21 protein-coding genes are annotated in these 24503 nt (G+C 66.3%); 10 read left to right on the forward strand and 11 right to left on the reverse strand.

The window, feature by feature from the left end:
* Window positions 1–20 precede the first annotated feature (20 nt).
* From CA606_RS08935 to CA606_RS08970, 8 genes are read left to right on the forward strand one after another with little or no spacing between them, the layout of a single operon-like run.
* Window positions 21–344 (forward strand): STAS domain-containing protein, encoded by a 324-nt coding sequence (locus CA606_RS08935; RefSeq protein WP_181242860.1) that lies wholly within the window; start codon window positions 21–23, stop codon window positions 342–344.
* Window positions 341–706 carry a response regulator gene (locus tag CA606_RS08940; protein ID WP_096051454.1) on the forward strand — a complete coding sequence of 122 codons (366 nt, stop codon included), beginning with the start codon at window positions 341–343 and terminating at the stop codon, window positions 704–706. Before CA606_RS08935 ends, CA606_RS08940 begins: the two co-directional genes overlap by 4 nt.
* Window positions 703–2679: a chemotaxis protein CheA gene (locus tag CA606_RS08945; RefSeq protein WP_096051453.1), complete on the forward strand. Its 1977-nt coding sequence runs from the start codon at window positions 703–705 to the stop codon at window positions 2677–2679. The genes CA606_RS08940 and CA606_RS08945 overlap by 4 nt, the downstream gene beginning before the upstream one ends.
* A gap of 11 nt (window positions 2680–2690) precedes the next feature.
* Entirely contained in the window at window positions 2691–3179 is a 489-nt protein-coding gene (locus CA606_RS08950; RefSeq protein WP_096051452.1) for a chemotaxis protein CheW, read from the forward strand.
* Between the two features lie 17 nt (window positions 3180–3196).
* On the forward strand, window positions 3197–5005 hold the full coding sequence (locus tag CA606_RS08955; protein ID WP_096051451.1) for a methyl-accepting chemotaxis protein: 1809 nt from the start codon (window positions 3197–3199) through the stop codon (window positions 5003–5005).
* Entirely contained in the window at window positions 5002–5478 is a 477-nt protein-coding gene (locus tag CA606_RS08960) for a chemotaxis protein CheW (RefSeq protein WP_096051450.1), read from the forward strand. The genes CA606_RS08955 and CA606_RS08960 overlap by 4 nt, the downstream gene beginning before the upstream one ends.
* A gap of 56 nt (window positions 5479–5534) precedes the next feature.
* Window positions 5535–6395: a CheR family methyltransferase gene (locus CA606_RS08965; protein ID WP_096051449.1), complete on the forward strand. Its 861-nt coding sequence runs from the start codon at window positions 5535–5537 to the stop codon at window positions 6393–6395.
* A gap of 2 nt (window positions 6396–6397) precedes the next feature.
* Window positions 6398–7501 carry a protein-glutamate methylesterase/protein-glutamine glutaminase gene (locus tag CA606_RS08970; protein WP_096051448.1) on the forward strand — a complete coding sequence of 368 codons (1104 nt, stop codon included), beginning with the start codon at window positions 6398–6400 and terminating at the stop codon, window positions 7499–7501.
* Here the strand turns inward: CA606_RS08970 and CA606_RS08975 are convergent.
* The 9 genes from CA606_RS08975 to CA606_RS09015 form a co-directional block, all read right to left on the reverse strand.
* Window positions 7498–9252 carry a hypothetical protein gene (locus CA606_RS08975; RefSeq protein WP_096051447.1) on the reverse strand — a complete coding sequence of 585 codons (1755 nt, stop codon included), beginning with the start codon at window positions 9250–9252 and terminating at the stop codon, window positions 7498–7500. The genes CA606_RS08970 and CA606_RS08975 overlap by 4 nt on opposite strands.
* 1315 nt (window positions 9253–10567) lie before the next feature.
* Complete coding sequence (locus CA606_RS08980) at window positions 10568–11923, reverse strand: alginate export family protein (protein ID WP_096051446.1); 1356 nt, start codon at window positions 11921–11923, stop codon at window positions 10568–10570.
* A 4-nt stretch (window positions 11924–11927) separates the two neighbouring features.
* A complete protein-coding gene (locus tag CA606_RS08985; protein ID WP_096051445.1) occupies window positions 11928–12614 on the reverse strand; it encodes a YoaK family protein in 687 nt (228 codons plus the stop codon).
* Window positions 12611–13027 (reverse strand): DoxX family protein, encoded by a 417-nt coding sequence (locus CA606_RS08990; RefSeq protein WP_096051444.1) that lies wholly within the window; start codon window positions 13025–13027, stop codon window positions 12611–12613. The genes CA606_RS08985 and CA606_RS08990 overlap by 4 nt, the downstream gene beginning before the upstream one ends.
* Before the next feature lies 1 nt (window position 13028).
* A complete protein-coding gene (locus tag CA606_RS08995) occupies window positions 13029–14888 on the reverse strand; it encodes an amidohydrolase (RefSeq protein ID WP_096051443.1) in 1860 nt (619 codons plus the stop codon).
* A gap of 86 nt (window positions 14889–14974) precedes the next feature.
* Window positions 14975–15232, reverse strand: coding sequence for a DUF1427 family protein (locus CA606_RS09000; protein ID WP_096051442.1), 258 nt, complete (start codon window positions 15230–15232; stop codon window positions 14975–14977).
* Between the two features lie 50 nt (window positions 15233–15282).
* Window positions 15283–15939: an isochorismatase family protein gene (locus CA606_RS09005; protein ID WP_096051441.1), complete on the reverse strand. Its 657-nt coding sequence runs from the start codon at window positions 15937–15939 to the stop codon at window positions 15283–15285.
* 19 nt (window positions 15940–15958) lie between these two features.
* Window positions 15959–16231 carry a hypothetical protein gene (locus CA606_RS09010; protein WP_181242861.1) on the reverse strand — a complete coding sequence of 91 codons (273 nt, stop codon included), beginning with the start codon at window positions 16229–16231 and terminating at the stop codon, window positions 15959–15961.
* Between the two features lie 20 nt (window positions 16232–16251).
* Window positions 16252–17088, reverse strand: coding sequence for an alpha/beta fold hydrolase (locus CA606_RS09015; protein ID WP_219933459.1), 837 nt, complete (start codon window positions 17086–17088; stop codon window positions 16252–16254).
* A 691-nt stretch (window positions 17089–17779) separates the two neighbouring features.
* On the opposite strand from CA606_RS09015, the gene CA606_RS09020 reads away from it, so the two are divergent.
* Window positions 17780–21889, forward strand: a complete 4110-nt coding sequence (locus CA606_RS09020; protein ID WP_096051439.1) for a trifunctional serine/threonine-protein kinase/ATP-binding protein/sensor histidine kinase — start codon at window positions 17780–17782, stop codon at window positions 21887–21889.
* Window positions 21890–21913: 24 nt separating this feature from the next.
* On the opposite strand, the gene CA606_RS09025 is transcribed toward CA606_RS09020, so the two are convergent.
* Together CA606_RS09025 and CA606_RS09030 are read right to left on the reverse strand one after the other, a co-directional pair.
* Window positions 21914–22258, reverse strand: coding sequence for a response regulator transcription factor (locus CA606_RS09025; RefSeq protein ID WP_181242863.1), 345 nt, complete (start codon window positions 22256–22258; stop codon window positions 21914–21916).
* A gap of 81 nt (window positions 22259–22339) precedes the next feature.
* A complete protein-coding gene (locus CA606_RS09030; protein WP_233282191.1) occupies window positions 22340–22978 on the reverse strand; it encodes a response regulator transcription factor in 639 nt (212 codons plus the stop codon).
* A gap of 271 nt (window positions 22979–23249) precedes the next feature.
* On the opposite strand from CA606_RS09030, the gene CA606_RS09035 reads away from it, so the two are divergent.
* Window positions 23250–24455 (forward strand): MFS transporter, encoded by a 1206-nt coding sequence (locus CA606_RS09035; protein WP_096051436.1) that lies wholly within the window; start codon window positions 23250–23252, stop codon window positions 24453–24455.
* The last annotated feature ends 48 nt before the right edge of the window (window positions 24456–24503 follow it).

The following is a 24503-nucleotide window of genomic DNA, read 5'->3' on the forward strand; positions in this document are numbered from 1 at the left end:
TCATATGGTGCGGGAAAATATTGTCCGATACATCAGAATACATTGTATCGTTCTCTGGAAATTTGACGGTTTCCAGTATTGCCGAAGCCTATGCGGCCCTGACAGCTGGTATGGAGCTTGGCGGCCCTGTGGTTGTGAACCTCGACGCTGTCGAGGAGGCCGACCTTACTCTCCCGCAACTTTTGGAGGCGGCGCGTCGGACAGCCGCAGCCAAGGGGCAGCTGATTCGCTTGGAGAAACCCGCCCAAGGCCTGGTGCTCCAGGTCCTGCAACGCGGCGGGTTCCTGAATTCGGACGACGCTAACCGCCTGGATTTTTGGACTGGGGAAAGCAGACAGTTATGAGCGCCATTCTCACTGTCGACGACTCGATCAGCATTCGCGCGGCGATCAAGATCGCACTGAGCGGCGAAGGCTACGCCGTAACCGAGGCGGGCAACGGGGCCCAGGGATTGGAGAAGGCTTCAGCCGGCGGCTTCGACCTGATCATCACTGACCTGAACATGCCGGTGATGGACGGGCTAACCATGATCCGCGAGTTGCGGGCTAGGCCCGCCGGTGCGGGGGTGCCGATCATCTTCCTGACCACCGAGTCAGATCCCGACGTCAAGGCGCAGGCTAAGGCGGCGGGCGCCACGGGTTGGCTGACCAAGCCTTTCGAGCCAGAGCAGCTGGTCCGCGTCGTCCAGAAAGTCCTAGCCAAGTGAGCGGCCTCGATCCCACTGAGACGTTCCGCCAGGAGGCTCAAGAGCTTCTGGAGCAGGTCGAAAAGGGCCTACTCGACCTGGCGCATCGTCCGGAGGATCGGGATCTTATCGACGCAGTTTTCCGCGGGCTGCATACCTTGAAGGGCTCTGGGGCGATGTTCGGCTTCGACGCCCTGGCCGCCTTCACCCATCATTGCGAAACTGCGTTTGATCGCGTGCGTAAGGGCGAGGTCCCGGCCTCGAAGCGTTTGATCGCCTGCGTCCTGGCCGCTCAGGACCACATGCGCGCCCTGGCGGAGGGGCGTCCGGTCGAGCCGGCCGTCGGGAAGGCGCTGCTGGCCGACCTACACGCCGCCGTCGAGGGCGGAGATGCGCCCGCCGCCGCGCTGGCCGACCCCGCCGCCCCGGTCGCCCCGGTCGGCAAGACTTGGAAGATCCGCTTCAGCCTGCCGACCGATGCGTTGGTCAACGGCGCTCGCCCTCTGCCTCTGCTGGACGAGCTGCGCGGGCTGGGCGACTGCAGGGTTCAGGTCCTTACCGACGATGTGCCGGCGCTGGGCGACCTGGTCCCCACCGAATGCCATCTGGCGTGGGAAGTGCTGCTAACCACGACGCACGGTCGCGACGCCATCGACGACGTCTTCATTTTCGTCATCGACGACATGACGCTCGAGGTCGAGGAACTTATAGAGGCGTCGACGGACAACGCGGCTCTTGAGGGGGCAACGAAGGCGCCCTCAGCCCCTCCGTCGGAAAAGCCCGTTGAAGCCGCCGCTCAGGACTCCCGCGCGGTCAAAACCGGCGAAACCGTTCGCGTGCCCGCAGAGCGGTTGGACGAGATGATGGATCGGGTCGGGGAGCTGGTCATCGCTCAGTCACGCCTGAGGCAGTTAGCCTCTTCCAGCCTCGACACCGCTCTGCGCGCGGTCGCCGAGGAGATCGAGCGCCTCGCCGCCGAGATGCGCGACACGATGATGGTCGTGCGCATGGTGCCAGTGATCCAGCTGTTTGCCCGTTTCCGCCGGCTGATCCACGATCTGCAGAACGACACCGGCAAGAAGATCCAGCTGCAGATCGAGGGCGAGACCACAGAGCTCGACAAGACCGTGATCGAGCGCTTGGCCGATCCCCTGGTACACCTCGTTCGCAACGCCGCCGATCACGGCCTGGAGACGCCCGAGGAACGTGCGGCCGCCGGCAAGCCCGAGGCCGGCATAATCCGTCTCTCGGCCCGGCAGTCCGGCGCCGAGGTCCTGATCACCATCGCTGACGATGGGCGCGGCGTCGATCGCGACCGGGTGCGCGCCAAGGCCGAGGAGAACGGCCTGATCGCTCCTGGCCAGGTTCTGACCGACAATGAGCTTCTAAACCTGATCTTCGCGCCCGGGTTCTCGACGGCGGCCACCATCACCAACCTGTCCGGTCGTGGCGTCGGCATGGACGTCGTCAAGAAGACCATCGAGGGCCTCCGCGGCGCGCTCGACATCACCAGTAACCCCGGCGAGGGCTCGGTGGTCTCGCTACGCATCCCGCTGACCTTGGCGATCATCGACGGGCTGCTGGTTCGCGTAGGGACCAGCCGCTTCGTCATCCCGCTGGCCAATGTCGAGGAGTGTGTCGAGCTTTCCCCGGCTCAGGATCTGCGCTCGACCGGCCGCAGCCTGATCACTCTGCGCGACGAGCTGGTGCCGTTCCTCCGCTTGCGCGAGCAGTTCAACACTGGCAGCGCGCCCGATCCACACCAGAAGATCGTCGTGGTCTCGACCGGCCAGGACCGCGTCGGCCTGGTCGTCGACCAGATCCTCGGCGACCACCAGACCGTCATCAAACCGCTGTCCAGCTTCCACGCCGACATCGGCGCCTTTTCGGGCGCGACGATCCTGGGCGACGGCGGCGTGGCCCTGATCCTGGACATTCCGGCCCTGGTTCAGCTGGGGCAGCGTCATGACGCTCCTATGCGCGTGGCGGGCTAGGGAGCGCGACCATGACCCAACACGCGATCGAGGCCCTGACCTTCGACCTGCAAGGCGAGACCTTCGCGCTGGAGGCCAGTCTGGTCCGCGAGGTCCTGGACCTTTTGCCCGAAACCGAGGTGCCGGGCGCACCGCCCTTCGTCAGCGCCGTGATAAATTTCCGTGGGCGGATTATTCCGCTGGTCGACCTGCGGCTCGCCTTCGAGATGGCGTGCGGGGACCCAACGATCGACACGCGGATCGTGGTGATCGAGCATCCCCTGGATGGTGAGCCGACACTGATCGGCCTGCGCGCCGACAAGGTGCATGAGGTCACCTCGATCACGCAGGAAAGCACCGAGGACGCGCCGCGCATCGGTCTGCGCTGGCGGACCGACTTCATCCGCCGGCTGGCCCGTCGCGACGGGGATCTGATCGTGATCCCCGACCTCGACCAGATTTTCGCCGCCCGGGGCCAGACGGCCTCGGTCACGTCCCTGCATTCGACCCCAACCCGCTGAGAGGCCGGAGTTTCCCCATGCGCCTGACCATCAAGCTCAAACTGGGTCTGACCTTTGGCTTCATGATCCTGATGTTGATCGGGACAGCCGTGTTCAGCCTAAATGCCCTCTCCACGGCAAATCGGGATACGGAGACGATGGTCTCGGGACCGGCCGCGCGTCTCAAGGCTTCTCAGCAACTGCATATCTACATGTTGGACGTGATGCGGTCGGAGAAGAACCTGGTCGCCGCCGAGAACGCGCAGCAGGCCGCCACGATCGTCAACGTGATCGAGGAGGACCGGCAGGCCTTTAACGACCTGCTGGCCAAGACGCTCGATAAGGTTCCGACCGCAGGTCGGCCACGTTGGGAGGACTTGGCGCGCAATTGGAAACGTTTTGAAGGCGTTGATGATCGCCTGCGCTCCCTAGTCGAGCAGGGGCGTCAAGCCGAGGCCATGGCCTTGGCCAACGGCGAGTCCTCTCAGCTGGCCAGCCAGATCAGCGATCAGGTTAAGGGCGTGGTCGCGCTCTCGGATCGCGAGGTCCAGGCCGCAGCCGACAAGGCCTTCTCGGATTTCGGGCGCTTGCGGCTACAGCTGATCGCCCTCGTCTCGGCCGCGACCCTGATCGCCGCAGGCGTGGCCACCTGGATCGCTTTCAAGATCAGCAAGGGTCTACAGGCGATTTCGGTGCTCGCCGAGGCCGTGGCTCAAGGCGACCTTAATCAGCAGGTCAAGGTGACGACCAACGACGAGATCAAGGATCTGGTCAATACAATCAATCTCATGTCCTCGAACCTGAAGGACACGGCGGCCATCGCCGACAGGATCGCCGACGGAGACCTGACGGTTCAGGTCAAGCCGATCTCAGAACGCGACGTGATGGGCCAGTCATTGGAGCGCATGGTCGATCGCCTGCGTGGCATCGTGGCGGACGCGGTGTCGGCCGCCGAAAACGTCTCGTCGGGCAGCCAGGAGCTATCCGCGACGGCCGAGCAGATGAGCCAAGGCGTCACTGAGCAGGCCTCGGCCTTCGAGCAGGTCTCGGCCTCGATGGAACAGATGGTCGCCAACATCAAGCAGAACGCGGACAACGCCAACCAGACCGAAAAAGTGGCTCGCCAGTCTGCGGTGGGCGCCGAAACGTCGGGCCAGGCCGTCGCCAAGGCGGTGGAGGCCATGCAGACGATCGCCGATAAGATCATCATCGTTCAGGAGATCGCCCGTCAGACCGACCTTCTGGCCTTGAACGCCGCTGTCGAGGCCGCTCGCGCCGGCGAGCACGGCCGCGGCTTCGCGGTGGTCGCCTCGGAGGTGCGTAAGCTGGCTGAACGCAGCCAGACGGCCGCCGCCGAGATTAGCCAAGTCTCCAGCGATACCGTCAAGGCCGCTCGGACGGCCGGCGAGATGCTGACCTCCCTGGTTCCTGACATCCGCAAGACCGCGGAGCTGGTCTCGGAAATCACGGCCGCGTGCCGCGAGCAGGACATCGGCGCCAGCCAGATCAACGACGCGATCCAGCAACTTGATCGCGTCACCCAGCAGAACGCCTCGGCATCCGAAGAGATGTCGGCGACCTCCGAGGAATTGGCGGCGCAGGCCGAGGAGATGCAGGCCTCGATCTCTTATTTCCGCACCGACAACGCAAGCCAGGCGCGCCGGCAGGCCGTTCGTCCGCCCGTCAAGCGCCCCGCGCTGGCCGCCGCCAAGGCCCCGGCTAAGGCCAAGCCGTCAACTCGCTCGCCCGTCGCCGCCCAACAGGCTCGCGCGGCTGGCTTCGCCATCGACCTGACGAGTGGCGGTCCCGACGATGAGGACGGCGAGTTCAGGGAGTATGTCGCATGAGCGAAGCCTTCCTGGAGCGGCAGTGCGTCACCCTGGGCCTTGGGGCCGAGGTGTTCGCCGTGCCGGTCGCCTTCGTTCGCGAAATCCTCGACTACAGCGCCCCCTCCGCCTTGCCCGAAGGCCCGAGCTATTTGCTGGGACTGACCGACGTGCGGGGCAGGGGCACGCCAACCCTGGACCTCCGGACCAAGCTGGGCCTGACGCGTGTCGAGCCCAGCCTGGCGACGCGGATCCTGGTCCTGGACGTACCGGTAGACGGTCGCATCCTGTCGCTGGGCCTGGTCGCCGATCGCGTGATCGAAGTGGCGACCTTCGAGCCCGGGCAGATCGAGGCCGCGCCGGACATCGGCGTGCCGTGGCGGTCGGACTACATCAAGGGCGTGGTCCGGCGAGACCATGGCTTCGTCGTGATCTTCGACCTGCCCAGGCTGCTGACCAGCCAGGACGCCGCGCTGATCGCTCAAGCCGCCTGAAGCGCGGCGAGCATTGCAATGGAAAGGCTCGCGAGCGCGTGAGGAAAGAAAAACACGTGTCGCTATCCTCCCTCGCGCAGGCCGTCGATCCGCAGCACGACGAGCTGTCGGTCAGGAATTTCACACGGCTATCGGCGTTCATCCACGCCTATAGCGGCATCAAGATGCCAGCCACCAAACAGACCATGCTCGAGGGGCGGCTGCGTCGCAGGATGCGGACCTACGGCCATACCAATCTGAACGACTATTGCGATTTCCTGTTCGAGGAAGGGGGGCTGGAGGCCGAGACCATCCACCTGATCGACGTGGTCACCACCAACAAGACCGAGTTCTTTCGCGAACCCTCTCATTTCGAGTTTCTGGAGGCCGAGGGCCTGCCGGCCCTAGCCCAGGGGCGCCGCAAGCCCCTCAAGGTGTGGAGCGCAGCCGCCTCAATCGGCGCCGAGGCCTACACTCTGGCGATGGTCCTTGAGGACTTCGTCGCCGACCGTTCCGGCCTCGATTACGCCATCGTGGCGACCGACATCTGCACCCATGTTTTGGAGAAGGGGCTGGCGGGGCGCTATCCGGAAGCGATGATCGAGCCGGTCCCGATGGACCGTCGCCGCCGATATCTAAGGCAGTCGAAGGACCGCGCCAGGGGCGAAGTGCGCATCTCGTCCCACCTGCGAGCCAAGGTCGCCTTCGGCCGACTGAACCTCATGGATGAGGTCTATGCCGTCGATCGCGACATGGACATCATCTTCTGCCGCAACATCCTGATCTATTTTGACAAGCCGACCCAGGCCAAGGTTCTGGGACGACTTTGCGACCATTTGGTCCCTGGTGGTTATCTGTTTCTGGGCCATTCTGAGTCGATCGTCGGGCTAGATCTTCCCATTCATCAGGTGGCCAACACCGTATTCCAGAGGCCTTAGCCGTGCCCGCTGGTCGAAAAGTCCGGGTTTTGATCGTCGACGACTCCGCGACCGTGCGGCAGACGCTGACCACCGTGCTGGAGTCCGATCCCGAGATTGAGGTGATCGGCGTCGCGTCGGATCCGTTCGTCGCTGCACGTCGCATCCGGGATGAGGTGCCCGACGTCATTACCCTGGACGTTGAAATGCCGCGGATGGACGGCATCACCTTCCTGCGAAAGCTGATGGCCCAGCACCCGGTGCCGGTGGTTATGTGCTCGTCCCTGGTTGAGGACGGCGCCGAAACCCTAATGCAGGCGCTCGAGGCTGGCGCAGTGGACATCGTGCTGAAGCCGAAGGTCGGAGTCGCCGAGCATCTGCTGGAGTCGCGCATCCGGATTTGCGACGCGGTCAAGGCCGCCGCGAGCGCGCGCGTGCTGGGGGCGCGCCGAGCGCCCATGGCGGTCGCCAAGCCGCTCTACGAGCCCGAGCGCAAGCTGACCGCCGACGCCATGCTGCCGCCGCCCAAGGCGTCGGCCGGGGCCATGGCGCGCACGACCGAGACCATCATCTGCATGGGCGCCTCCACCGGCGGCACTGAGGCCTTGCGAGCGGTCCTGGAGGCGCTGCCGCCGGACTCGCCAGGCACCGTCATCGTGCAGCACATGCCTGAGCGCTTCACCGCCTCATTCGCGCAAAGGCTGGACGGCCTCTGCGCCGTCTCGGTGAAGGAGGCGGAGGACGGCGACACGGTGCTACGTGGGCGGGTTCTGATTGCGCCCGGCAATAAGCATACTCTGCTCGAACGTAGCGGCGCCCGCTACTACGTTTCTGTAAAGGAAGGCCCGTTGGTCACGAGGCACCGCCCATCCGTCGATGTCCTATTCCGCTCGGCGGCCCGGTCGGCGGGCTGCAACGCGGTTGGGGTTATCATGACCGGCATGGGCGATGACGGAGCGCGTGGTCTCAATGAGATGAAGCAGGTCGGCGCGATCACGATTGCTCAAGACGAGGCGACCTCGGTTGTCTTCGGCATGCCGAAGGAAGCGATCGCCCTTGGTTGCGTTGATCGCATCGTGCCGCTGCAACTGATCGCCGCCGAGATACTGAAGGCGGCCAAGCGCTAAAAGAAGACGTTCTCGTCGCTCTGCGCGGGAGGCGGTTGAGCGTGCGGGTTCAGTGGCGGCGCGCCCCCCACTTGTTCGGCGAAGCGCGCGTGAACCTCGCGCTCCTGGGCCATGGTGTAGGTCCGCGACAGCTGGGCCATCAGCGGCGCCAGCACCGGCGAAAGGTCGTCAATGGGGCTTTCATTGCTGGTCTCGCCCTGCAGCAGGGCGAGCGCCTCGTCGAGATAGCCGCTGACATGACGATCGAAGTCGAAGCGCGTGGCGGCTTGTTTGAGCATGTCCACAACATCGCAGCCCTGCTGGGCCGCACTAGCGAGGTCGCGCTCGACCTCGTCGCCGGTCCTGCGGATCCGCTCGGCCGCGTCGCGGAGCGCTTCGGCGGCGGCCGCAGCCGCGCTGGCCTGACGCTCCTGCGCCTGGTCGTCGTCCGGCTCTTCGTCGGTTGTCGAGCCGAAAAGCCGCTCCAACGCCGCCATAGTGTGGCCGGCGGACGTCTCCAGGTGCATGGCGTGCTGGCGCAGCTCGATGGCGATAACGCCGAGCGGCTTGCCCGTTTCGCCGATGCGCGAGCATTTCAAGGTCGTGTTGAGCGCCATCATCTGCACGTCGGCGCGGATGTTCTGTATCGCGGCGACTTTGGCAGCGAGGGCGCGAGCCGAGCTGGCGGCCGAGCGGCTGACGGTCTTGGCCGAGCGCTCGCCGGCCTCAATGTCGTCGACCAGCGCGAAGGCCTTGCCCACATTGGCCTCCAGGCTCCGTAGGAAATTACCTTCGCCGCCGCCCTGGCCCTCGGCGTGTTCGCGCAGGCGCAGGATCTCGCTCGCGTCTGCGGCCATGGCCCCGACATTGAGGCCGATGCGGGAAACATCGCGGCGGAAGTCACGCGTCATAGCGTGCAACTGCGCGCTCATTAGGCGATGTATGAAGTCGGTCAACCGGACGCGAGCGGCGTCTGGAAGCGCGCCGACCTCGGGGGCTTCAAGCAAGGACAGACCAAACTGGACGTGCTCGACCCGCTGGCGCGTGATGTCGCCGATTTGCAAGGCCGCGAGCGCCGACCCGACTTGTTTGCGTACGTCGCGGGCCAGGGCTGCGACCTCTTCAGTGATTCCGCTGATCCGCGCCTGGTGAGCGGTGATCGCCGCGACCTGGGCGACAAGTGAGTCCGGCACGGCCGGCAGAAGCTCGTTGCATCGCCGGGCGAGGTGCGTCTCCTGGCTCAAGGCCTGGCGAAGATCGCCATCCATGGTTCCAAGGTCTGCTCGGAAGGTGTCCAACTGAGTTTGGCCAAGTTCGATGCAGTCGCAGATTTCCTGGGCGAAGATCGCGAACTCGGGGCCAGCGGCGGCGATGCCGCCCGAGGTGATCTTGATGTTGACGCCGAACACGCGGAGGTAAGCGAGGTGCTTGTGCATGTCCTGAATGCACTCAGCGAGCTCAGCGCCGACCTTGACCAAGCCGCTCAGCTTGTCCCGCCGCTCATCCAGGCTTTGGGGCAGATGTCGCAGCTTTTCGGAGGCCTGTCCCAGCTCGTGCGCGGCCGTCGCGACGCTGTCGCCAGCGAGGATTTGCGTCATCCGCTCAAGCGCCGTTATTAGGGTGTTCATGCCTTCGACGGCGCGGGAGAGCACGTCGCCGACCTCGAGGAAGCGGCCCTCGATCGCGCTCCGAGCCGCTTCGAGGCAGGCGCCCGTCCGTTCGTCGGAGGGGGAGGCCGAGGTGGCTTTGAGCGTTAGGGAAGAAGAGGCCATGAAATCGCCGCCTAGGGTTAGGCGTCAGCATGGCCCCAAAGTGCGAATTTGCCGTAAAGGTGGCGAGTTATTCTCACGCATCAGTAATTATCGAGAGGGTGAATCATTGCCTCTCAGCGCGGCGCACAGTACGCACGCGCAAATGCGACGAATTGCCGCCGCCGCCCCGATGTCGTAGAATGGACGATAACGTTAATCGCGCCTGGGAGCGCAGTTTGTATACCTGGTCGCCTCAAACTATAGCTGTCCGCAACACAGCGTCGGCCCGAGCGCGGCCGCCTCAAGCCTCGCGCGCCTAACCAGCTATCCTTGGGTGATGGAGGTGGTTGAAGACGGTCACATGGGCGCGCAAGGCGCTGGGTGGCGCTGCGGATCGAGTCCGCTTCTCCACTGGCGGACGCTGTTGACTTCCTAGAGGACGCCGCCGTCAATCTCCTGATCCTGCTTGGCCTAGGCTGGTCGGCGCCAATCGCGCCCAGCTAGGGGCCTGCTGGCGGCAGTCCTGGCGTTTATCTGGACGCTGCGGCGGACGATCAGCGCGCCGGTCACCTCTGCACCGGACCTGCTATCGCTAACCGGTCTAGGCGCGCTGGAGATCAATAACTTCTGCGCCTTACTGCTGGCCAGTCACCGCCGTGACGGGGGTAGCCGCGCCAAGGCCCCGTTCCTGTCGGCGCGCAATGGGCGGCCGGCGTCTCCTTCCCGACAAGGTCGGTGTAGCGGGATACCGTAGTCTGCTGCGCCATAGCCTGGATTAACATCGACGCCACGCGCGAGGTGCTGGCGGCGGCGCGCAACGCGAAGGCTATTGAAGGCGCGGAGGCCTATAGGCGAGGCTGTAAGCGGCACTATCGAGTGCTGAATGTCCAGTTCTTGAAGGCAGCCAATGTCCGCTGGGATGGGCGCTGGCTGGGGGCTCTTCCTGCGCTTGGCCATGCGAAGCCCTGGCCGGGGCTGCTTTTTTGGCGATGGGATCGGGTTTGTAGCGTGATTTTGGGCCGCTCTCGCGGTTGGTCGCGTTCAGCCGTGGGGCTCTGGGTGGGTGAATTTGTGTTTACGGAGGCGAGATCCATTTCGCCCTCTATTATTGATAACTCTACATGCTCTTTCGTGCGCATTCTCTTTCGTCATAAGCGTATTTCCGTTTCGGACAATATGGATGAGGTGGTTATATCCGTTTCCTATTCGAAGTATTCTGATATGAATTGTTTCGGAATAATTCTCACCTGTACCTAAGAGTGCGCGCCAGACTACGCTTGAGCACGACGGAGCAGGCCAGCGCCGCCGGCGCCGGGATAGCCCCATCCATCGTCGCTCAGAACCGAAACTGCGCGAACAGGACAGCCAGATTGGCCCGTCGTCCGCCCAAGCCTCGCAGCGTCTCGCCCGCCGTCCGGTGAACCAGCTGGGCTTGGATCTTGAGGTTTCGGTTAACCTGCCAAGTTCCGTCCAGCTGCGCCGCGCCGCCGAGGCTCTTTGATCGATCTCCGCAAGTCGGCGCCAGTGCGGTGAGCGGCTGAAGGTAGATGGCGTCGGCGCGCGTTTGGCATCGATGGGCGGTGTAGCTGGCTTCCAGGGCGACGGTTCTCGCAGGCGCCAAGCCCAGGCTCGCGCGCAAGGCGGTCAGGTTGCCCCAGCTAGTCAGGCCGGTTTCGTTGAAATAGGCGCCTTTGGGAAACATGGGGTTGAAGGTTTCAAGGCGCTGGTCCGTTGGATCGCTATCGCCGGAGCCAAGGTCAAGACGAAGTCCGAGCCGCGGTTTCCAGTGGTGATCCAGGGTGTAGCCGCCACCCGCCGAGGCGGCGAAGGCCCGGATCTGTCGGCCCGCGAACCGACCGTCCTGCGCTACGCCTTCGGCCTCATAGTCGATCGGACCACGGGACCCGGCCAGCCGTGCGCCCAGGCTGATGCGGCGCTCGTCGCCGGTGATCGCCCCAAACCGCGCGCCGTCGCGCTCCAGCCCCATGACATAGGCGTCGAGGTTGTCGTGCGGCGATAGCCGGGTCGCGACATAGAGCCCATAGAAGCGCTGGTTGCGGTTGCGCGTATCGTCAAAGGCGCCGGGCGAGAGAACGACGGGCTGGAGATGGAAGGCGTCGAGCTTCAGGTTTCTGATCGTGCGGGTGACGCGCGCGCCGTCGAAGCTTTGGCGGACGTTCGGCCCTTCTCGGACGGCGACGAAGCGCTGGGTCGGGTTTAGCTGCAACTCCTGCCGGCCAAGCCGTAGTCGCCAGCCCGGGGCAGGCGTCAGGTCGACAAACAGCACTTGCGCGTCGACGCTGTCCCGATCGGTGGGGGCGGGCGCCGCGCGTTTGCCCAGGTCGCGGTGCAGCCCCAGTTCGCCATAGACCCGGACGGCGGGCGCGAGGTGAAGGTCGCCGCTCAGCAGCAGGCGCCCCAGGGCGAAGGTGTCGGCCGTCTCGTTTCCGATCCCAAAGCGCGGCGCGCTCCCGGCGTCGACACGCAGGCGCGCCTCGCCGCCGAGGCCAAGATAGGCTGTATACCCCAAGGGGATGTAGCGCAGCCGATCGAGACCCGCCCGGTCGGCGGCGTTCCGGAGGTAGCTATAGTCCTCGTCGGCGCGGACGGACTTGAAGGCTGGGACCTCGTCCGCCCGGGCGGCCCCTGCGGTCGCCAGGATCGCTAACAGGACGGGCAGCGACGGCTTCATGACCCTAACGGCGCAAGGCGTGCAGCACCGCCAGCAGCGCGACGACAGCGGCGCTGACCAGCAGGCTCCAGGGGCCGGCGATCAGAACCCCCACCGCACCGCCAACGGCGCCGAGGGCGAAGGCGGCCACCGGCGGCCAGGTCTTGACGATACGCGCCTTCAATAGCTCGTTCGGGCGTCCGCGTGCGACCACCAGATCGACCAGGTCGATCGCCACTTGGGTCACATTACCGGTCATCATGGTGGTGGGAGCCTGATCGGCGAACACCGCGCGGGCGCCGACGTTCTGGGTCGCCATCGCCGCCACCCCGACGAGGCCCGCCAGCATGACGGAGGGTTCGTCGGCGCTCGCCGCAGGCAGGGCGCGCGCCGTCAACACCGCGAAAAGCAGAAGCAGTAGGGCCTGCAGTCCCAGGATCAGCGCCTCGCAAGGTTGGCTGTGCTGGCGGCGCCAGCGGATCAGCACGTAGGTCGCCGCTGCGGCGCATACGAACACCGGCAGGGCCAGGAGCTTGGTCGCCATCCCGCCCGTATCGCCGGCCAAGCTGACGCCCAGCATCACCATGTTGCCGGTCGCATGGACGACGAAGAGCCCGAACAGCAGTACAAAGCCGACCACGTCGACATAGCCGCCGACAAACGCCATGGCGACGCCGGTCGATCCGGCCAGGGGCTTGCGGACCGCGCTCATGCCGCTCGCCCCTTCCCCGCCAGCCCGGCGGCGGGCATCAGACCGCCGATCAGGCCGATATGCTCGAGGAAGGTGTTTATGGCGTGGAAGCGGGCCGCAGGGTCCGCGATGGTCCAGTAGGGATGGGCGATCAGGGTGGCCAGGCCCGTGAACACGCCCAGCGCCCCCGCCGCCAGCCAGGCCCAGCGCCCGCTGATCAACAGGGCCGAGCCGATCAGCTGGACCGCGATGGTGGCGGCGACGAACAGCCCCGGCGGTTCAAGCCCAAGGCTGGCCGCCTCAGCCCGCGCACCCGTCAGGTCCGCCAGTTTCCCCAGGCCGCTCCACGCGTAGGGCAGGGTCAGCAGCGTGCGGGCCGCCCAGCCGAAGGCGGGCGAGCGCAGCAGGACGGCGATGGGCGCGGGCGTTGTCACCTCACACCGCCCAGCAGCCGCAGCCCATCACGCCCCAGAAGGAACGCGCATCGGCGGTTGGGGCCTCAGCGCCCAGGGCGGCCGCGTGGTTGTGGCCATGGACGTTGCAGCTGCTCGCGCAGCCGCAGGCGCTGGCCAGCGCCCGGGCGTGGCCGCGCGAGCGATCCTGATAGCCGCCGAAGGTTCGCACCGGCGACCAGTCGGGCATGGGCGGCGGCAGCACCGGCGCCAGCTTACCAAAGTCACCTTCGCCATGGACCACCTTGCCGCCCAGCAGGGTCAGCACCGACGACAGGTGCGGGATCTCGGCCTCAGGCACGGTCAGGTAGTCGTCGCTCAGCACCGCCAGATCGGCCAGCTGGCCGACGGCGATCTGGCCCTTCTTGCCTTCCTCGTTCGAGAACCAGGTGTTGGCGGTGGTCCAGAGGCGCAGGGCCTCCTCGCGGTCGACGCGGTTGGCGGGGGGATAGAGGCGCGTGCCGCCCACGGTCTTGCCGGTCACCAGCCAGTTCAGCGAGACCCAGGGGTTGTAGCTAGCCACGCGGGTGGCGTCGGTGCCCGCGCCGACGGGGACGCCGGCCTTCAGCATCTTGGTGATCGGCGGCGTGGCCTCGGCGGCCTTGGCCCCGTAACGCTCCATGAAGTACTCGCCCTGGAAGGCCATCCGGTGCTGCACGGCGATGCCGCCGCCCAGGGCCGCGATCCGGTCGATATTCCGCTCACTGATCGTCTCGGCGTGGTCGAAGAACCAGTGCAGGCCGTCGAACGGCATGTCGCGGTTGACCTTCTCATAGACGTCCAGCGCCCGGCTGATCGTCTCGTCATAGGTCGCGTGCAGTCGCCAGGGCCAGCGGTTCTCCACGAGGTGACGGATGACCGGCTCGAGGTCGGTTTCCATGTTGGCCGGCATTTCAGGCCGCTCGACCCGGAAGTCCTCGAAGTCGGCGGCGCTGTACACCAGCATCTCGCCCGCGCCGTTGTGGCGATAGGTGTCGTCGCCCTGGCCCGGCTTCACCTGCTTGGACCAGCTCTGGAAGTCCGACAGCTCGGCCTTGGGCTTCTGGGTGAAGAGGTTGTAGCTGATGCGCAGGGTCAGCTGGTTGTCGGCGTGCAGCTTCTCGATGATCGCATAGTCGTCGGGATAGTTCTGGAAGCCGCCGCCAGCGTCGATCACGCCCGTAACGCCCAGGCGGTTCATCTCGCGCATGAAATGGCGGGTCGAGTTCAGCTGGTACTCGGGCGGCAGCTTGGGGCCCTTGGCCAGGGTGGCGTAGAGGATCGTCGCGTTCGGCTGGGCCAGCAGCAGGCCCGTGGGCTCGCCCGAGGCGTCCCGCTGGATCTCGCCGCCGGGCGGATTGGGCGTGTCCTTGGTGTAGCCGACCGCGCGCAGGGCGGCGCGGTTCAGCAGCGCGCGGTCATAGAGGTGCAGGATGAACACCGGCGTCTCGGGCGCGGCGGCGTTGATCTCGTCCAGGGTCGGCAGGCGCTTTTCGGCGAACTGGTGCTCGGTGAAGCCGCCGACCACGCGCACCCACTGGGGCGGCGGGGTGTTGGCGGCCTGCTTCTTCAGCATGGCCATGGCGTCGGCCAGGGTCGGCACGCCGTCCCAGCGCAGCTCCATATTGTAGTTCAGCCCGCCCCGGATGATGTGCATGTGGCTGTCGATCAGGCCGGGGATGACCCGGCGGCCCTTCAGATCGATGATCGTGGGGTTCGGGCCTGCGGCGGCGCGGACCTCGCGTTCCTCGCCGACGGCGGCGAACTTGCCGTCGCGGATCAGGGCGGCGTCGGCGCGCGGATTGCTCCGGTCGAGGGTGGTGAACTTGCCGCCGATGAGCAGCAGATCGGCTTGGTCTGACATGGGGCCGGGCCTCCGGGGATCAGCGAAGAGGGACGAGGGGAGAAGCGCGCCGCCCAGGGCCAGCGCCTGTCGGCGACTGAGGGGCGTCATGCCTGGCCCTCGGGGTCCTTGGTCACGGCCTGCGGGCCGAGCACCTGGCCGGCGCACTCCGGCGTCTTGAGGTAGGCGCTCACCGGGGCCTTGGTCAGCAGGCGCTTGGCGATCGGCACGGCCTGTTCGCCCAGCAACATGCCCAGAAGGCCCAGCAGCGCTATGGCCGGCGGCGCGGGAGAGCGCACGTTGATCAGCGCGTAGATGACCCCCACCAGGAGGCCGGCGCCGATCGAAAGCAGATAGGGTTTCATGACGGCCTCCAGGGGAAACGGGCGAGGCGCGAGGGCCTCGCCCCTGTGGATCAGTGGCCTTCCGAGGCGCCGAACATCGTCTTGGCGTAGGTGATGCCAAGGCCGTAGGCGCCGCCGAACTGCTTGGCCACGCCGGTGGTCAGCTCGTAGGTCTCGCCCCGGGCCCAGTCGCGCTGCATTTCCAGCAGGTACTGGAGCGCGGTGATCGGCTGGGCGCCGGCCTGGACCATGCGCGTCACCGCGCGCTCGTGAGCCTCGGTGGAGATGTCGCCGCAGGCGTCAGTGATCACGAAGACCTCGAAGCCTTGGTCGAGCGCCGACAGCGCCGGGCCGACGATGCAGACGCTGGTCCAAAGACCCGCCAGCACGATGCGCGACTTGCCAATGGCATTGACCTCGTCAATCACGGCCTGGTCTTCCCAGGTGTTCATCGAGGTGCGGTCCAGCAGGGCCTTGCCCGGGAAGGGGGCGGTGACTTCCGAGAACATCGGGCCCGAGAAGCTCTTCTCGGCGACCGTCGTCAGGATGGTCGAGGCGCCAAAGCCGGCGGCGGCGCTGGCGACGAGGGCGGCGTTGGTGCGCAGCAGGCTGGCGTCGATCGACTTGGTCGCGAAGGCCATCTGCGATTGGAAGTCGATCATGATCAGGGTGTGATCGGTCGGCGTCAGGAGGCGTGCGCCGGGCGCGGCCTTGGCTTGAAGCGTCATGAGCGGGGTCCTTATTGTGTCAGCGGGCCGAGCGCCGGCCGCCGTGGTTGCTGTCTGATGGGGGGACTGTGCCGGTCGGGCGTCGGCGCATAAATGGAAATGAATGAAATTCATTGTTTCCATAAGTGCGCCCTTCTTCGGCGCTTGGTTCGTCGACCGGCGTCAGGATTTCGAGCCAGCCGAACGCCACGCCTTCGGGCGTACGCACGGTCACCAGGTCCAGAGGGCTCCAGGAACCGCCGCCACACGTGCCGGCGTGGCGTCGCGGATTGGCTTGCTTCGCTTCACGCATGACGGCGGTCCCAAAGGTTCCTAGGCCTTGAAGAACGCCAGGAGGTCGGCGTTGATCACTTCGGGGTGGGTGGTGGCCATGCCGTGGGGCAGGCCCGGATAGGTCTTCAGCGTGCCCTTCTTGACCAGCTTGATGGCCAGGTGGGCGCTGTCGGCGATGGGGACGATCTGGTCGTCTTCGCCGTGCATGATCAGGACAGGGATATCGACCGTCTTCAGATCGTCGGTGAAGTCGGTTTCCGAGAAGGCCTTGATGCAGTCGTAGTGGGCCTTGGCGCCGCCCATCATGCCCTGACGCCACCAGTTATCGATCTGGCCCTGGCAGACCTTGGCGCCCGGACGGTTGAAGCCGAAGAACGGGCCTTCGGGGATGTCGCGGAAGAACTGGGCGCGGTTGGCCAGCAGGGCGGCGCGGAAACCATCGAACACTTCCATCGGCAAGCCGCCGGGATTGGCCGGGGTCTTCAGCATGATCGGCGGCACCGCGCCCACCAGCACGACCTTGGCGACGCGGCCGGGCTTGGCGCGGGCGGCGTAGTGGATGGCCTCGCCGCCACCGGTCGAGTGGCCGACGTGGAAGGCGTTCTTCAGGTCCAGGTGATCGGTCAGGGCGATGACGTCGGCGGCGTAGGTGTCCATCTCGTTGCCGCTGTCGGTCTGGGTCGAGCGACCGTGGCCCCGGCGGTCATGGGCGATGACGCGGTAGCCCTTCAGCAGAAAGAACATCATCTGGGCGTCCCAGTCGTCCGACGACAGCGGCCAGCCGTGGTGGAAGACGATCGGCTGGGCGCTCTTGGGACCCCAGTCCTTGTAGAAGATCTGGACGCCGTCCTTGGTGGTGACGAAACCGCTGCTCATGGTGGAAGATCCTTTGGAGGGTTGGGATGGGGCGGCCTTGGCCGAGGCGGGAAGGGCGGGAAGCAGGGACGGCGCGGCGCTGATCGCGGCCAGGCTCAGGCCCGTGGCGAGGACGCCGCGACGCGAGGCTTGGGCGCTGTCGAACTCTTTGTTGCTCATTGAGAAATCCCCTTTGCGGTCGGCTGTCGGCTTCCGCAGCGACCGAAGACGGAAATCGGCTTTTCGGGGCGTTCCGTCTTGGCGCTTCTTTCGCGCAATTGAACGGACCGCGCGGAGACCTGGGACGAGGCGCGGTTCAGCGCGACGGGCTGGGCTCGCCGCGTCGCCGCGAGCCAAAGTGTGGTTGGTCGCGCTGTTGGTCAGAGGTGAAGGCTCGGCGCTTTCGTTTCCGCTTTCCGGCGCCCGACTGGCTGTTTTCCGCCCAGTTGCGTTTCGGCGGAACGCCTGGGGGGCGGGGCGCCTTGCGGCCGGGCGATCCTTGCTCTACGCCCCGATCTGGGTACACGCGATCGCGCAACCGAACGGCAAGCGCTGCGGACGCTAGACGTCGCCGCAAGTCGGGTCGGTTTCGATGTGGGTCGCAGAGATTGGTTGTGACTTGGCGAGCTTGGACGGCATGGATCGAGACGAGCCAAACACTGACTTCGCGCCGACTTGGGCGAGCCAGCCGCCTGTCTCTGGGGCCGTTTAGATGACGCCTCACAGTTCAAAACGTCTGTTTGGCCGGCTCCGTGAAACCGCAATCCTCGTGGACGCCTTCAACCGGGTTTTCGCGAGCGGCCGCTCCGAACTGGTCTTGATTTCCGGCGTTCCTGGGATCGGCAAGTCGGCGCTGGCCCACCGCGTTCGCGCCTTGATCGCGCAGGAACATTCCCGCTTCGCCTTCGGCAAGTGCGAGACTCTGCAGGACGGCGTGACCCTGGCGGCGCTTGTTCAGGCCGTGCGGATGTTGATCGCCGACGTCCTGGGCGAGGGCGACGACACGCTCGACGCCGTCCGCGCGAGGCTTCTATCCACCCTGGGCGCCCATGGGCGACCGCTTCTGGACCTGGCGCCGGAAGCGGAGGTGCTGACCGGTCGGCCGCCGAGGGGGCGGGATGTGCCGCCGGCGCTCGCTCAGGCCCGCCTGCAGCGCTGCTTTACGGCGATGTTCGAGGCTTTCGCTGCGCCCGGGCGCCCTCTGATCCTGCTTGTCGACGACGTCCAATGGGCCGATCCCGCGACACTCGACGTGCTCCTGGCTCTGGCCGAAACGCCCCCTCAGAATGTGCTGATCGTGCTGACTCTCCGCAGCTCGGAGGCCGGTGCGAACCCGCACAAGGATGACTGGCTGGCGCGGTTGAGGGCGACGCCTTTGCCGATGACGGAGATCGGTCTCGAGCCGCTTTCAGTCGCGGACACCGTTGAAGTCCTGGCGCAATTTGGCCGCGAGGGCGTGTCGCGGGACGAGATGACCCGGCAGGCGAGCGCCCTACACGCGCGGACGCAAGGCAACCCCTTCTTCATCGAGCAGCTTCTGCGTTCGGAGGTCGCCGACTCAGAGGCCGCCGAAGTCGCGGCGATCGGGTCGACGCTGGGAACCAGCCGGCCTGGAGACGTGCGGTCTTTCATGACCGAGAAGCTCCAGAATCTGCAGCCCGCCCAGCGGGCCGTCGTCGCGGCTCTGGATATTGCGGGCGGCCATGCGGAGCTGACCTTGCTGGCCGCGCTCGCCCGGCGCACGGCGGATGGGCTCCAGGCCGCCGTCCAGAGTCTGGTGGAGCAGGGTCTCCTTCGGCCGGTGGAACATGGCTACGGCTTCTCCCATGATCGCGTCCAGGAAGCCGCGCGTCTGCTGACGCCCGTCGCTGATCGGCCCGCCCAGTACGCCCGCGCCGCGCGGCTGATGCTGGCGTTCGGCTCGACGGACAGGCCCGGCGAGCTCTTGCGGGTCGCCGGCCTGATCCTGAAGGCTGTCGATGGCGACACTGTGGACCATCTGCGGAGCGGGACCCGCCTGCGGTTCGCCACGACCCTGCGCCGTGCGGCCGAACTGGCGACCACCAGCGGGTCTCTGGAGCAGGCGGCCGCCTATATCGACGCCGCCGACGCCCTCTTGAAGCCAAGCTGGTGGAAAGATCACCTCGGCCTGGTCCAGGCGATCAAGCAGGTCAGCGCGACCAGTCTGATGACGCGAGGGCGGATCAACGACGCAGAGGCCGGGCTGGCCGAGCTTCTGGCGCATGATCTGGACCCGTTGGGCCAGGCCGAAACCTATAGGCTGCTGGCTATACTCCGGACGGTCCAGTCGGACTATGACGGCGCCATCGGCGCCGCGCTGAGTGGCCTGGAGCTGCTGGGACACAGGCTTGAACGCTGGCCAACCGAGCAGGTCTGCCGCGACGCTGCGGAGCGAATCCGCGCGATGATGGGGGACCGCCCCGACACGGCCTTCGCTGAACGTCCATTGAGCGACAATCCCGCGTCGGCTTTGTCCACCTCGCTGCTCTCGACGCTGATCGTGGCGACCTTTTCGGGTGATCGTCTGCTCTTCACCCACGTGGCCAAGATCGTGGAGCTGACCCTCGCCGAGGGCATCTCGTCGAACAGCGCCTATGGTCTGGCCTGGTACGGCGTGATGATCGCCCACCTCTATGATCGCCACGAGGACGGCTTCGCCTATGTCCAGACGGCGCTCGAACTGGTTGATCGCCATGGCTTTGAAGGTCCGCGCACCGCGACGCTGATCGCCATGGACCAACTGAGCCCCTGGACCCAGCCGTTTCGCTACGCCTTGGAGCGTGTCCACGACGCCATCGCTGCGGCCAAGGCCGCCGGCGATCTGGCGATGAGCTGCTATGCGCGCAATCATCTTGTCTCAGACCTGATCCAGATGGGCCGGCCGCTCGACGCCGTGGAAAAGGACGCGCGACAAGGTGTCGAGTTCGCGCGCCGGCTAGGCTTTCGCGACATCGAGATTCTCATCCAGGCCCAGCACGACTTCATCCGTCGCATGCAGCTTGGCGACGCGACGGAGCCGCGCGAGGAGACCGATACGGTGGTGTCGGCCTCAACCGCGTGCTGGCTCAAGCTCTACGATGGCGTGGCCGCCTATTGGTTTGGGGATTACGCGCACGCGGCCAAGGCCCTCGCGGAGGCTGACGCCCTGGCCTGGTCGCTGCCGGCCCATATCGATCTGGCCTATCTGACGCTGTTCAGCGCGCTGAACGCCGCGCGCCACGAAGACGCCGAACAGGCGCTGGTCGCCATCCGGCCGCTGTACGCAAAGCTGTCCCTGTGGCGGTCGCGTAATCGCGAAACCTTCGAACATCGCCTGCTGATGGTCGAGGCGGAGGTGGCGCGCCTGCGCGGCGAACCTCTGCAAGCCCTGCGGCTGCTTGACGAGGCGATCGCCGCTTCGGGCGATTTCGGACATGAGCGGGCGCTGGCGGAGGAACTGGCCGGCGATCTCTGCCAGCAAGAGGGGCTCGCCCTTCTGGCGGGGCGTTACTACGCCGCCGCGCAATATGACTACGCGGCCTGGGGCGCGGAGGCCAAGACGGCCATCCTTAAGGCTAAGGCTGCAGCCTCTGGCGGTGTGGCGCGCGGCCCCTCGGATCTGACGGCCATTCTCGCTTCGATCCGGGCGATGACGGGCGAGATCGAGCTGCCCCGCCTGTTGCAGCTCGTGCTCGGCGCCTTCATCGACCATGCCGGGGCCGCCACGGGCATGCTCGTCCTGATGAAGGACAGCGATCCGATGATCGAAGCCATCGGCTTTCGGAGCGAGGCGGGGCTCGACATCCGCCTTTCGGCCCTGGTGCCGACCGAAGATCGGATCCCTGCGGCGATGCTCAACCGCTTGCTGCGCGCCAACGAGCCGGTCCTCGACAGCCTGGCCGATACCGGCCTGGGTGTCGCCCTGCGCAAGGACGATGTCCTGGTCGGCATGGTCTACCTGACCTCGCCCTCCGGCGAAATGCGACGTCACGATGGCCAGGCGCTCATGCTGCTGGCGGATCATTCGGCCGCGGCCTTGCGCGTCGCGCAACGCCATTCGCAGTTGCTTGCGGACCATGAGCGCAAGTCCCAGGCCGATGCAGCGCTACGTCTCGCGCGGACCGAACTATCGCGTACGGCCCACCTTGCCATGATGGGCGGGCTCGCCGCGTCGATCGCCCATGAGGTCAACCAGCCGCTCGCCAGCATCCTGGGCAGCGCCGACGCCAGCCTGCGCTGGTTGCGCCGCGAGGTCCCCGACATCGATGAGGCGGTGGCGGGCCTGGCCGGCATCAGGGCCGGGGCCGAACGCGCGGCGGCGATCATCGCCTCTCTACGCTCCCTGGCGAAACAGGACTACGCGTCCATGGAGCCGCTTACGCTGGACGCGGTCATTGAGGACGTGGTCCGCCTGACCCAGCCCGAGGTCGAGGCGCAGGCCGTAACCCTGACCTGCCATCTGGCGGCTGGACAGACCCAGGTGATGGGCGATCGGGTCCAACTGCAGCAGATCGTCCTGAATCTGGTCACCAACGCGCTGGACGCTCTGTCCGCCCAGCCGCGAGACAGCCGCGCCCTGATCATCAGCTCGACGGTCGAAGGCGCCACTCTAGCGGTGCGCGTGGAGGATACGGGCGGCGGCATTCCGCCTGACCAGATCGATCAGATCTTCATGCCGTTGTTCACAACCAAGTCCAAAGGCATGGGCATGGGATTGGCCATCGGGCGATCGATCATCGAGGCGCATGGAGGGACGCTGTCGGCCCGACGCCGGGACGTTGGCGGTACGTGCTTCACCTTCGTCCTGCCCGTTCTGGCCTGAGCCTCAGGCGGCGTCGCCGAGCGATCAGGCGCGGTCTGTAATCGCGTCCCGGATCACGGCGACCAAAACCTCAGGGTCGAGCGGCTTTTCAAGCACGGCGCGGACTCCGGCGTCCGCCGCGTCCTGGCGGGCGCTGGGCGTCGAGTGCGCCGTCATCAGGATCAGCGGCGGCCCGTCGGCGGCGTGGAGGGCCCGCGCCAAGTCCAAGCCCGTCAGCTCGGGCATCTGCAGATCCGAGACGATGCAGCTGACCGCCTCTGGCGGGGTAGCGAGAAACTCGGCGGCGGACGCAAAGACGATGGTTTGATAGTCGTACGACCGGATCAAGCTCGCGATCGCGGCGCGAACCAGCGCATCGTCGTCGATCACGGCTATGACGGCTGGTGGCAAAACGGGATTCCTCTGATCCTCGACACGCGCTCGGCGATGGAGCGGTGAAGACGGTTGCGGCTAGTCGTGCGGACGCACGAGCGCCAGCGCTTCGGAAATCCGGACCAGATCGGCCACGGTGCGGACGCCCATCTTCTTGAGCATGCTGGCGCGATGCAGTTTCACCGTGATCTCGGACAATCCGAGATCACCTGCGATCTGCTTGTTCAGAAGCCCGCGCGCGACGCCGTCGAAAACCTGTCGCTCGCGGGGCGTCAGCAGCTCCCAGCGCGTGAGAAGCGCGACGCCATGGGCCTGCTCCGCGAGATAAGCCTTGGCGTGATCCAGCGCGGCCTGGACAGCGTCGATCATGTCCTGTTCCCGGAACGGCTTGGGCAGGAAGTCGACGGCGCCGCTCTTCATCGCGCGGACCGACATCGGGATGTCGCCATGCCCCGTCATGAACACGATCGGGATTCTCCAGCCGCGCTCGGCCAGCTTCGTGCTGAACTCAAAGCCGCCCATCTGGGGCATGCGCACGTCCAGAACGATGCAGCAGGGCGCCAGGGGCTCCGGGGCGTCCAGCATTTCCTGGCCGCTGGCATAGGCGAGGGTGGTGAGCCCTATGGAGCGGAAGAGGCTGTCCAGCGACTGACGCATCAAGGAATCGTCGTCGATGATGATGACGTCGGCCTGTTGCGCCGTGGGCGTCTTTGACACGAATTCGCCGCTCCTGATCGCGCGCCCGCCCGACCTCGTCGCCGAGCGGGCGCCCGGCCACACCGGAGCTTCAAGCAGGTGAGTTCCATAAGCCATTTGAGCATTGTCGGGCCGGAGGGGCGGCGCAGGCAAGCCACACCATCGTATGGTCCGCGCCGCCGCAGCAGCAACCTGCCGTCAGGTTTTCGGTCTCGACTAAAGCGCAAGGCGATTCAAGACGATGCGTGGGTGGCGCGGCACAAGCGCTGACGACCACAACGGACACGATCCGATGAACGCACCCACCCCCGCCCATGCCTCGGCGCCCCGATCAACGCCCTTCGCCGGCGGAGGCTTGATCTTCGCGATGGCGCTGGCGGCGGGGTTGGCCGTGGCCAACATCTACTACAACCAGCCGATGCTGGGCCTGATGGCGCGTGATCTCCCCGGCGAGGCGACGCGCTATGTGCCGACCATCACCCAGCTCGGCTATGCCCTCGGTCTTTTTCTCCTGCTGCCGCTCGGCGATCTTGTCGAGCGCAAGCGTATGATCGTCATCCAGTTCGCGATCCTGGCCTTGGCCCTCGCCGCCGTCGCGATCGCTCCGGGCGCGGCCCTGGTGCTCGCCGCCTCACTGGTCGTCGGCGTCACGGCGACCGTGGCGCAGCAGATCGTCCCCCTGGCCGCGCATCTTGCGGCGCCGGAAAAGCGCGGCGCGACGGTGGGAACGGTGATGGCCGGCGTGCTCTGCGGGATACTCCTCAGCCGCACAGTCGCGGGCTTTGTCGGTCAGCATGCCGGCTGGCGCGAGATGTTCTGGCTCGGGGCGCCGCTCGCGCTCGCCGCTGGCGGTCTGATGTGGGCGACCCTGCCCACCAGTCGGCCCGACGGTAGCCTGTCGTATCCCGCCTTGATGCGCTCGCTCGTCGATCTCTGGCGCGCCTTGCCTGAGCTGCGACTGGTGGCTGCGACCCAGGCTCTGTTGTTCGGCGCCTTCGCCGCCTTCTGGACGGTCCTGGCCTGGCGCCTGCAGCAGCCGCGCTTTGGTCTCGGGGCCGATGTGGCGGGCCTGTTCGGCGTCGTCGGCGCCATCGGCATTGTCGCAGCCCCGATCGCCGGGCGTATCGCCGATCGTCGTGGACCGCGCGCCGTCATCGTGATGGGCGCGGCGCTGACCTTGGTGTCCTGGATCGTCTTCGGCGTCTGGACCTCTCTCGCGGGGCTCGTCGCGGGGGTGGTGTTGCTGGATTTCGCGGTTCAGAGCGCTTTGGTGTCGAACCAGCACGTGGTCTACGCCCTGCGCCCCGAAGCTCGAGGCCGGTTGAACACCCTGTTCATGGGATCGATGTTCCTGGGCGGCGCGGCCGGATCGGCCCTGGCGACCCTAGCGTGGGGCGCGGCGGGATGGAGCGGGGTGGTCGGTCTTGGCGGCGTGGCGGCCCTGGTCGCGACCGCGCTTCAGGCGCAAGCCCTCGTAGGGCGACGCGAGGCCCGCTGAAGACGCTACGGCGGATCGGTTCAAATCCTCCCACGCCGATCCAAGACC

The sequence above is a fragment of the Caulobacter vibrioides genome, from assembly GCF_002310375.3.
In the GTDB taxonomy this organism is placed as follows: Bacteria; Pseudomonadota; Alphaproteobacteria; order Caulobacterales; family Caulobacteraceae; genus Caulobacter; species Caulobacter vibrioides_D.

What these genes read in the sequence shown, in the direction of transcription:
- CA606_RS08940 (WP_096051454.1), top strand. Translation starts at nt 341, where the DNA reads ATGAGCGCCATTCTCACTGTCGACGACTCGATCAGCATTCGCGCGGCG.
- CA606_RS08950 (WP_096051452.1), top strand. Translation starts at nt 2,691, where the DNA reads ATGACCCAACACGCGATCGAGGCCCTGACCTTCGACCTGCAAGGCGAG.
- CA606_RS08955 (WP_096051451.1), top strand. Translation starts at nt 3,197, where the DNA reads ATGCGCCTGACCATCAAGCTCAAACTGGGTCTGACCTTTGGCTTCATG.
- CA606_RS08960 (WP_096051450.1), top strand. Translation starts at nt 5,002, where the DNA reads ATGAGCGAAGCCTTCCTGGAGCGGCAGTGCGTCACCCTGGGCCTTGGG.
- CA606_RS08975 (WP_096051447.1), bottom strand. Translation starts at nt 9,252, where the DNA reads ATGGCCTCTTCTTCCCTAACGCTCAAAGCCACCTCGGCCTCCCCCTCC.
- CA606_RS08980 (WP_096051446.1), bottom strand. Translation starts at nt 11,923, where the DNA reads ATGAAGCCGTCGCTGCCCGTCCTGTTAGCGATCCTGGCGACCGCAGGG.
- CA606_RS08985 (WP_096051445.1), bottom strand. Translation starts at nt 12,614, where the DNA reads ATGAGCGCGGTCCGCAAGCCCCTGGCCGGATCGACCGGCGTCGCCATG.
- CA606_RS08995 (WP_096051443.1), bottom strand. Translation starts at nt 14,888, where the DNA reads ATGTCAGACCAAGCCGATCTGCTGCTCATCGGCGGCAAGTTCACCACC.
- CA606_RS09000 (WP_096051442.1), bottom strand. Translation starts at nt 15,232, where the DNA reads ATGAAACCCTATCTGCTTTCGATCGGCGCCGGCCTCCTGGTGGGGGTC.
- CA606_RS09005 (WP_096051441.1), bottom strand. Translation starts at nt 15,939, where the DNA reads ATGACGCTTCAAGCCAAGGCCGCGCCCGGCGCACGCCTCCTGACGCCG.
- CA606_RS09010 (WP_181242861.1), bottom strand. Translation starts at nt 16,231, where the DNA reads ATGCGTGAAGCGAAGCAAGCCAATCCGCGACGCCACGCCGGCACGTGT.
- CA606_RS09015 (WP_219933459.1), bottom strand. Translation starts at nt 17,088, where the DNA reads ATGAGCAGCGGTTTCGTCACCACCAAGGACGGCGTCCAGATCTTCTAC.
- CA606_RS09020 (WP_096051439.1), top strand. Translation starts at nt 17,780, where the DNA reads ATGACGCCTCACAGTTCAAAACGTCTGTTTGGCCGGCTCCGTGAAACC.
- CA606_RS09035 (WP_096051436.1), top strand. Translation starts at nt 23,250, where the DNA reads ATGAACGCACCCACCCCCGCCCATGCCTCGGCGCCCCGATCAACGCCC.